Source organism: Dietzia sp. DQ12-76 (assembly GCF_014145045.1).
Classification (GTDB): Bacteria; Actinomycetota; Actinomycetes; order Mycobacteriales; family Mycobacteriaceae; genus Dietzia.
On record NZ_JAALDV010000314.1, the window covers coordinates 1 to 7,398 of the forward strand.

7 protein-coding genes and 1 pseudogene are annotated in these 7,398 nt (G+C 69.7%); 3 read left to right on the plus strand and 5 right to left on the minus strand.

Going from position 1 to position 7,398, the window contains the following annotated elements:
* Positions 1-121: 121 nt before the first annotated feature.
* From G6019_RS11120 to G6019_RS11130, 3 genes are read right to left on the minus strand one after another with little or no spacing between them, the layout of a single operon-like run.
* Positions 122-1,195, minus strand: coding sequence for a phosphotransferase family protein (locus G6019_RS11120; protein WP_182612352.1), 1,074 nt, complete (start codon positions 1,193-1,195; stop codon positions 122-124).
* 52 nt (positions 1,196-1,247) lie between these two features.
* Entirely contained in the window at positions 1,248-2,591 is a 1,344-nt protein-coding gene (locus G6019_RS11125) for an MFS transporter (RefSeq protein ID WP_182612351.1), read from the minus strand.
* Between the two features lie 36 nt (positions 2,592-2,627).
* Positions 2,628-4,289, minus strand: coding sequence for a class I adenylate-forming enzyme family protein (locus tag G6019_RS11130; protein WP_182612350.1), 1,662 nt, complete (start codon positions 4,287-4,289; stop codon positions 2,628-2,630).
* 125 nt (positions 4,290-4,414) lie between these two features.
* Between G6019_RS11130 and G6019_RS11135 the strand changes: the two genes are divergently transcribed.
* Positions 4,415-5,026 carry a TetR/AcrR family transcriptional regulator gene (locus G6019_RS11135; RefSeq protein WP_182612349.1) on the plus strand — a complete coding sequence of 204 codons (612 nt, stop codon included), beginning with the start codon at positions 4,415-4,417 and terminating at the stop codon, positions 5,024-5,026.
* Between the two features lie 25 nt (positions 5,027-5,051).
* On the opposite strand, the gene G6019_RS11140 is transcribed toward G6019_RS11135, so the two are convergent.
* A complete protein-coding gene (locus G6019_RS11140) occupies positions 5,052-5,801 on the minus strand; it encodes a LysR family transcriptional regulator substrate-binding protein (protein WP_182627603.1) in 750 nt (249 codons plus the stop codon).
* 122 nt (positions 5,802-5,923) lie between these two features.
* Between G6019_RS11140 and G6019_RS11145 the strand changes: the two genes are divergently transcribed.
* On the plus strand, positions 5,924-6,391 hold the full coding sequence (locus G6019_RS11145; RefSeq protein ID WP_107756812.1) for a MaoC family dehydratase: 468 nt from the start codon (positions 5,924-5,926) through the stop codon (positions 6,389-6,391).
* A 101-nt stretch (positions 6,392-6,492) separates the two neighbouring features.
* The gene (locus G6019_RS11150) at positions 6,493-7,242 is read left to right on the plus strand and encodes an SDR family NAD(P)-dependent oxidoreductase (RefSeq protein ID WP_182612348.1); all 750 of its coding nucleotides are present in this window, start codon (positions 6,493-6,495) and stop codon (positions 7,240-7,242) included.
* A 17-nt stretch (positions 7,243-7,259) separates the two neighbouring features.
* On the opposite strand, the pseudogene G6019_RS17780 reads toward G6019_RS11150, so the two are convergent.
* Positions 7,260-7,398, minus strand: a pseudogene (locus G6019_RS17780) (MBL fold metallo-hydrolase); the annotation flags it as partial.

Genomic DNA, 7,398 nt, shown 5'->3' on the forward strand with positions numbered 1-7,398 from the left:
GCCGTGGTCGGGCCCGTGCGGGGGTCGACCGGCCCGCGCACGGCCCGGGCGGAGGCATCGGATGCGGTGTCGTCGGACGCGCTGGCGCCGGGTGCGGGTGAGGTGGACGCGGGATCAGCCATCAGCGGGTGCCTTTCCGGGAGTCGAGGATCGAGTGGCCGTACTCCACCAGTTCGCGGATCTGCGGGCCGATGTCGCCGAAGTCCTGTCCGGCCATGTCACCGGCCTCCGAACGGGTGGCCACTCCCTGGGCGATCGCCGCGAACTTGAACGTCGCGAACGCCAGATACCAGGGCATGTGGGCGGGGTCCGTGCCGGTCGCGGAGCAGTACCGGTCCAGCAACCGCTGTGGGCCCGGCCATCCGGGACCTGTGGTCAGGCTCGGGATGAGCGGGACCTCGGGGCCATCGGGATCGCCCCAGTACAGAACGGTCTGGGCGAGGTCGGCCACCGGATCGCCGAGGGTCGACAGTTCCCAGTCGAGGATCGCCTTGATCCGCCCCGGATCATCGGCGTCGACCACACAGTTGTCCATGCGGTAGTCACCGTGGATGATCCGCGACGACGGCGAGGTGGGCAGGTCCCGTCCGAGTCGCGCGGCCAGCTCGGGCAGACGGTCCGCGCGGACGCTCTCGCTCGCCTTCTCCGATTGGCCGAGCCACCGGCGTAGCTGCCGTTCCAGGTAACCCTCCGGCCGCCCCAGATCCCCCAGACCGACGGCATCCTGGTCCACCGCGTGGAGAGCGACCATCGCGTCGATCTGCGCGTCCGCCATGGCCGCCTTGTCGTCGTCGGTCTCGGCGTAACCCGGCGGCAGTGCGTCACGGATCACGTGACCGACCACCTTCTCCATCACGTAGTACGGGACACCAAGGTCCTCACCGGTGGTCTCGTTGAGCACGATCCCGGCCACCGGGACGTCCGTCGACGCCAGCCCCAGCTGGATGCGCGCCTCGCGACCCATGTCGTGGGCGCTCGGGAGGAGCTCACCCGTGGGCGGCCGACGCAGGATGAGCTCGCCGGCGTCCGAGCGGAGCGTGAACGTCAGGTTGGACTTGCCCCCCGCGATCAGCTCGGCGGAGAAGTCCGTCCAGGCCGCCTCGCCCGTGGCCTCGGCGATCCTGGGCCCCACGACGTCGGGGCGGAGGAGTCGGTCGACCGCCAGGCCGGCGGACGATGCTGGTGGAGTGGTCATGGGGGTGATCCTCGCGGTTGATGGGCGGTCGGATGGCCGGAACGGGCACGGACTAGTCGTGGCCGACCGTGTGCAGGTCGTTGCCGCGGGTCTCCTTCATGATCGCCGTGGCGATGAGGGTGCAGACGCAGAGCACGATGATGTAGGCACTGATCATCCAGTACACGTCCCACTCGATGAACTGCGCGTTGAGGTACGGTGCGCTGCCGCCGAAGACCGCGACGGACAGGGAGTAGGCGAAGCCGATACCCGCCGTGCGCATCTTGGTGGGGAACGCTTCGGACATGAACGACGAGAGGATGGATCCGGCGGCGGCGACCAGCGTCATGGCGATGAGCGAGGTGAGGAACAGGGTCCACGGCCGGTCGTCGATCATGCCCATCAGGAAGGGGGTGGTGACGATGGTGCCGACCGCGAAGATGAAGATCACCGGACGACGGCCGATCTTGTCCGACAGCAGGCCCCACAACGGAAGGGTGCACAGGGCGACCAGCTGGCTGCCGAAGATCATCCAGAAGGCGGCGCCCGCATCCATGTCGCGCTGCGTGATGGCGAACGTGGAGGCGTAGGAGCTCCAGGTGTAGTGGGCGACGGTGACGCCGGAGACCATGGTCACGACCAGCGCGATCGCCCGGGCGAGACGGCCCTTGGAAAAGGTGACGACCGGGGAGGTCGGGTCGGCCGCGGCCGCCTCGGCGGCCTTGTCGAAGACGTCGGACTCCTCCATGCCGGCCCGCAGGTACAACACGAACAGGGCGAACACGGCGCCGAGCAGGAACGGGATGCGCCAGCCCCACTCGCCGACGGCGGACTCGGACAGCACGGCGGTGATGGTGCCGCCGACTCCGTAGGCGACGACGGTGCCGCCCATGATGGCGACGAAGACCAGGCTCCCCCACATGCCGCGGCGATGCGGCGGTGCGATCTCTGCGACGTAGCTGTACGCGGTCGCGGACTCACCACCGTGGGCGAAGCCCTGGACGATCCGGCAGAGCAGGAGCAGCACCGACGCGAAGACGCCCAGGGTCTCGTAGCTCGGCAGCAGGCCGATCAGCAGGCTCGCGCCCGCCATCATGAGCATGGTGGTGATGAGGACCCACTTGCGGCCCTTGACGTCCGCGATCCGGCCGAAGACGATCCCGCCGAGCGGCCGGACCAGGAAGCCCACCGCGAAGACGGCGAACGTCGCCAGCAGGGCCGAGACCGGGTTCTCGTTGTTGAACATCGCCGCCGCGATGAACGGGGCGAACACCGCGTAAGCGGTCCACTCGTACCACTCGAACAGCTGCCCGGTGGTGCTGGCGGCGAGCGACCTCTTGGCGTTCTTGTTGCCCTCGGCGGACTGGGTCGGGGTGACCTCCGAGGGGAGGTCGGGGCGGATGCTGGCCTCGGCCATGTCATCTCCTTCGGGTCGGGTGAGGGGTCTGGGGGATCAGGAGGGGGTGTGCTCGTCGCGGAGTTCGCGGCGACGGATCTTGCCGGTCTGGGTCTTGGGGAGTTCGCCCACCACGTGGACCTCGGAGGGCCGCTTGTACGCGGCCAGGCGCGATGCGGCGAACGAGATCAACTCCGCCTCGGAGGCGGTGCGTCCCGCCTTGAGGGAGACGAACGCGACCACCTTCTCGCCGCGGTACTCGTCAGGAAGGCCGACGACGGCGGCCTCGAAGACCGCGTCGTGCTCGTACAGGACGTCCTCGACTTCTCGGGGCCAGACCTTGTACCCGGAGGCGTTGATCTGGTCCTTGAGTCTGTCGACGAGGTAGACCCAGCCGGCGGAGTCCATGACGGCCACATCACCGGTGTGCAGTCGGCCCCCGGGCATCGCCCCGGCGGTGGCCGCGTCGTTGCGCCAGTAGCCGGAGACGACCTGCGGTCCGCTGAGGACGAGCTCGCCCTGCTGGCCGGGCGCGACGGGCCGGTCGTCGACCCCCACCACGCTCGCGTCGACGCCGGGGAGCGGGACCCCGACGGAGAGGGTGCCGCTGGACTCGTCGACCGGGGCGCGGAGCCCGGGCGGGACGGCGATGACCCCCGAGGTCGTCTCTGTCATGCCGTAGGCATTGTGGATGTAGTGCCCGAACCGCTCTCTGAATCGCTCGACCGTCGACGGCGGGATCGGCGCTCCCCCGCTGTAGAGGGTCTTGACGGAGGCGAAATGCTCCGGGCCGGCCCCGTCCAGTCGCATGAGGGCGTTGAACGCCGTGATGGACCCGATCGTGTAGGTGACGCGGTGTTCACGGAAGGCGTCCAGGACGACCTCGGGCCGGAAGCGCCCGGCGAAGACCAGCGCAGTATCCCCCAGCAGACCGAGGGTCGCGTTGATGACCGCGCCGGTGATGTGGAACAGCGGGGCGATCGCCAGGACCACGTCCCCCGGCACGACACCCACGAAGTCGGCGAAACTCCGGGCCACGGACACCACGTTCGCGTGCGAGTTCATCGCGCCCTTGGGTGGGCCGGTGGTCCCCGACGTGTAGGTCAACAGCGCGAGGTCGTCCGGGGACACCGCGACGGGCGCCGGGGTCCGACCCGAGAAGTCGGAGATGAGCTGCACCAGATCGCCGTCCTCCGACGGCACTCCCGAATCCGTGCCTCCGAACACCCGGGGATCGTTCCGGGTCTGCAGGTCCTGCTCACTGGTACCGAGGATCCACCCGACGTCGGTGCCCTCCACGCTCTCGCGGATCGCGGCGACGTCCCGGTCGGTCGCGATGATCCCCACCGCGCCGGAGTCCTCGACGGGCAGCCGGAGCTCGCGGCCGAAGTACATGGGGTTCAGGACCACGGCGGCGGCGCCGATCTTCCACAGGGCGAGCAGGGAGATGGCGTACTGCGGGATGTTCTGCAGGTGGATCCCGACGCGGTCGCCGCCCTGCACGCCTCGATCCTGCAGCGCCGCGCCGAGGGCGTCGGACAAGCGGTCGACCTCGCGAGCCGACAGCACGGTGTCGAAGTACGCGACCGCGGTCCGGTCCGGACTCGTCGCGACTCGGTCGCGCCAGGCGGCGACCAGCGTTGATCGCTGCTCGGCGAGGCCCTCGTCGACGCCCGGGCGGTACACGTCCCGCCACGGGCGCGCGCTCGGTCCACTCATCGTCGCCCTCCATTTCCATCGCCCCGACCGATCGATCGCTCGGTCCGATGTAGTGTTACCCACACCACATCACGTGTCAAGTGACCGACAGCTAGGGTTTTTCGATGACCGAGGAGAGTCCACCGATGAGCGACTGGCGAGAATTCGGGCCCGACACCCTGTCGCCCCCGTTGCGGGCCGCGCTGGCCGTCTTCGCGCGACACGGGTATCACGGCGCCTCGATCAGGATGATCGCCGAGGAGGCGGGCCTGTCGGTTCCGGGCCTCTACCACCACTATCGCTCGAAGCAGGCGATCCTCGCGGCCGTGGTGGACGCCGCGATGGCCGAGATGTTCCAGCACACCAGAGCGGCCGTGGAGGACGCCGGCAGCGACCCGGTCGCGCGGTTCGAGAATCTCGTCGAGTCCCTGGCCCGGTTCCACATGGCCAGGAGGGACCAGGCGTTCGTGGCCTCCACGGAGATACGGAGCATGGACCCGGACGTTCGTGACCACCACATCGCCCAGCGCGACTCGCAGCAGACGATGCTCGAAGACAGCATCCGGGCCGGCGTCGAGTCGGGCCATTTCGCCTGCGAGCACCCCGAGGACGCGGCCCGCGCGATCTCGTCGCTGTGCGTGTCGATCTCATCCTGGTACCGCCCCGACGGCCCCCTGACCGCCGACGACGTGGTGGCGCGCCAACTGCACTTCGCCCGCGGGATGGTCGGCGCGGGTGCGAGACGCAGGGGTCGCTGACGCGCTCGTGGAGTCCGGTATCCCGTCACCGCCCCCGCGCCGACCGGCCTTTCCCCCGCGACGCGGGCTGCCGGCCCCGGCGCTGTTCGTCCCGTACCCGCTCTCCCCGGGCCCGCGCCTTCGCCGCCGCCTTCTGCCGGGCGTTCAGCTTCTCCTTCGGTGCGTCCCCGGCGTTGCGGGACGTGGCGGCGGTCCGCCCGCGGACGATGCCGACGAACTCGTCGATCATCACGTCGCCCTCGCGGTCCGACGACCAGGCGACGCCCATGCGGGTGGCGGGAACGCCCTCCAACGGGCGCTCGATGACGTCCCGACGACTCAGTGCGCGGGCGTACGGCTGCGGTAGCACCAGTAGTCCGACTCCGGCCGCGACCAGGTCCACCGCGGCAGAGACCTCGTCGGGTGACGCGGTGATCGCGTCGACGGGGTCGAGCCACGGCTCCCCCTCCAGGTCGGCCCGGGACAGGGACTCGTAGACGCCGATCTCGTGGCCCCGCGCTGCGAGCACGGCCATGGTCTCGGTGTACAGCGGAATACGCAACAGTCCGGCCGGGGCGGAGCGGGGGGCGTGGTCGGCCTCACGGAGGAACACCACGTCGACACCTCCCGAACCCGGCGTCGACGCCAGCTCCGCCCGGGGGTCACCCACCCGCCGCGCCGTGATCGGCAGGTCGGGGTTGCGCTCGCGCCACCGGGTGAGCCACTTGTCGGGTCGCACACCGGGGACATAGCCGACTGCCAGGCTCCGCCGGTCCGGGCCGCTATCCTCGTTCACCCCCCAACGGTAGCCGCTGCTCTACTGAACCTAGTTCGAGAAGCGGGTTCCGCGCCCCGCTCGTACCCGATACCGTGCGAGACGCCGGCCCCTCCGCCCGCCCACTCGATTGAGGAGAATCCATGACCCACGTATTCCACGGTGTCGACGAGTTCCGAGCGTCCGCCGGCCTCGACCTCGGGGCCGGTGACTGGTTCACGGTCTCCCAGGACCGCATCAACGCCTTCGCCGATGTCACCGAGGACTGGCAGTGGATCCACGTCGACCGGGAACGGGCGGCGGCGTCGAACATCGGGTCGACCGTCGCCCACGGGTATCTCACGCTGTCACTCCTCCCCCGCCTCAGCTCCGAACTGTTCACGTTCGAGGGCATCGGACGCGCGATCAACTACGGGCTCGACAAGGTGCGGTTCCCCTCCTTCGTCCGACCCGGCGACAGGATCCGGGCTGCCGGCCGGGTGGCGTGGACCCGGGAGGCGCAGGCCAGCGGCGTCCTGGCCTGCGTTCACTACGCGATAGAGGTGGAGGGCAGCGAGAAGCCGGCATGCATCGCCGAGGCACTCATGGTGGTGTTCCCCGCCGAGGGCTGAGCGGCACCCGATCCGGGAGGCCACCCGAGGCGTATACTGAATTCAGTTCACTTCATCTATCGTCGAGCGGTACACCCCCCGGCACCGGAAAGGCCGAACACATGGAGCGTTTTGAGGATCACGTCGTGCTCGTCACGGGTGCGACCGGTGGAATCGGCACGGAGATCTGCGGCCGGCTCGCGGCCGAGGGCGCCGTCGTCGTCGCCGCCGATCTGCCCGGTACCCCCCTCGACGAGGTGGCCTCCTCCCTCCCGGTCGGACCCCACCTCCGGGTGGAGCTCGACGTGGCGTCCGAGGAGCAGTGGAGCGCCGCGGTGAACCGCGTCATGGAAGCCCACGGCCGGCTGGACGTGCTGGTCAACAACGCGGGGATCGGCAGCCTCAAGACGGTGGAAGACGAGTCCCCCGAGCACTGGCAGCGCGTCATCGACGTCGACCAGACCGGCGTGTGGCTGGGCATGAAGCACGCCGGCGCCGCCATCGAACGCACCGGCGGCGGGGCGATCGTCAACGTCTGTTCGATCCTCGGCAGCGTGGGCGGCTTCGGCAACAGCTTCGCCTACCATGCCGCCAAGGGCGCGGTACGGACGATGTCCAAGAACGCCGCGATGCACTGGGCCACCAGGGGCGTCAGGGTGAACTCCCTCCATCCCGGGTTCATCGAGACCCCCCAGCTCCTGGAGCGCTTCGAGGGCAGCGAGCGCCATCGCGGGATGCTCGCCGGTACCCCGATGGGACGGCTCGGCACCCCCGCGGAGATCGCCGGCTGCGTGGCCTTCCTGGCCAGCGACGACGCCGGGTTCATGACCGGCGCCGAGCTCTACGCGGACGGCGGCTGGACCGCGCGCTGAGCCCGCACCGCCCCGCCTCAGGCGGTGACGAAGCGCTGTACGCCGGCGGACGAGACCTCGTCGACGACGAGGTCTCCCCACGCCACCAACACGTCGAGATGCGCCATGGTCTCGCACGTCGCGATCATCTTGTTGAACACATCGAGCGAGGAGAAC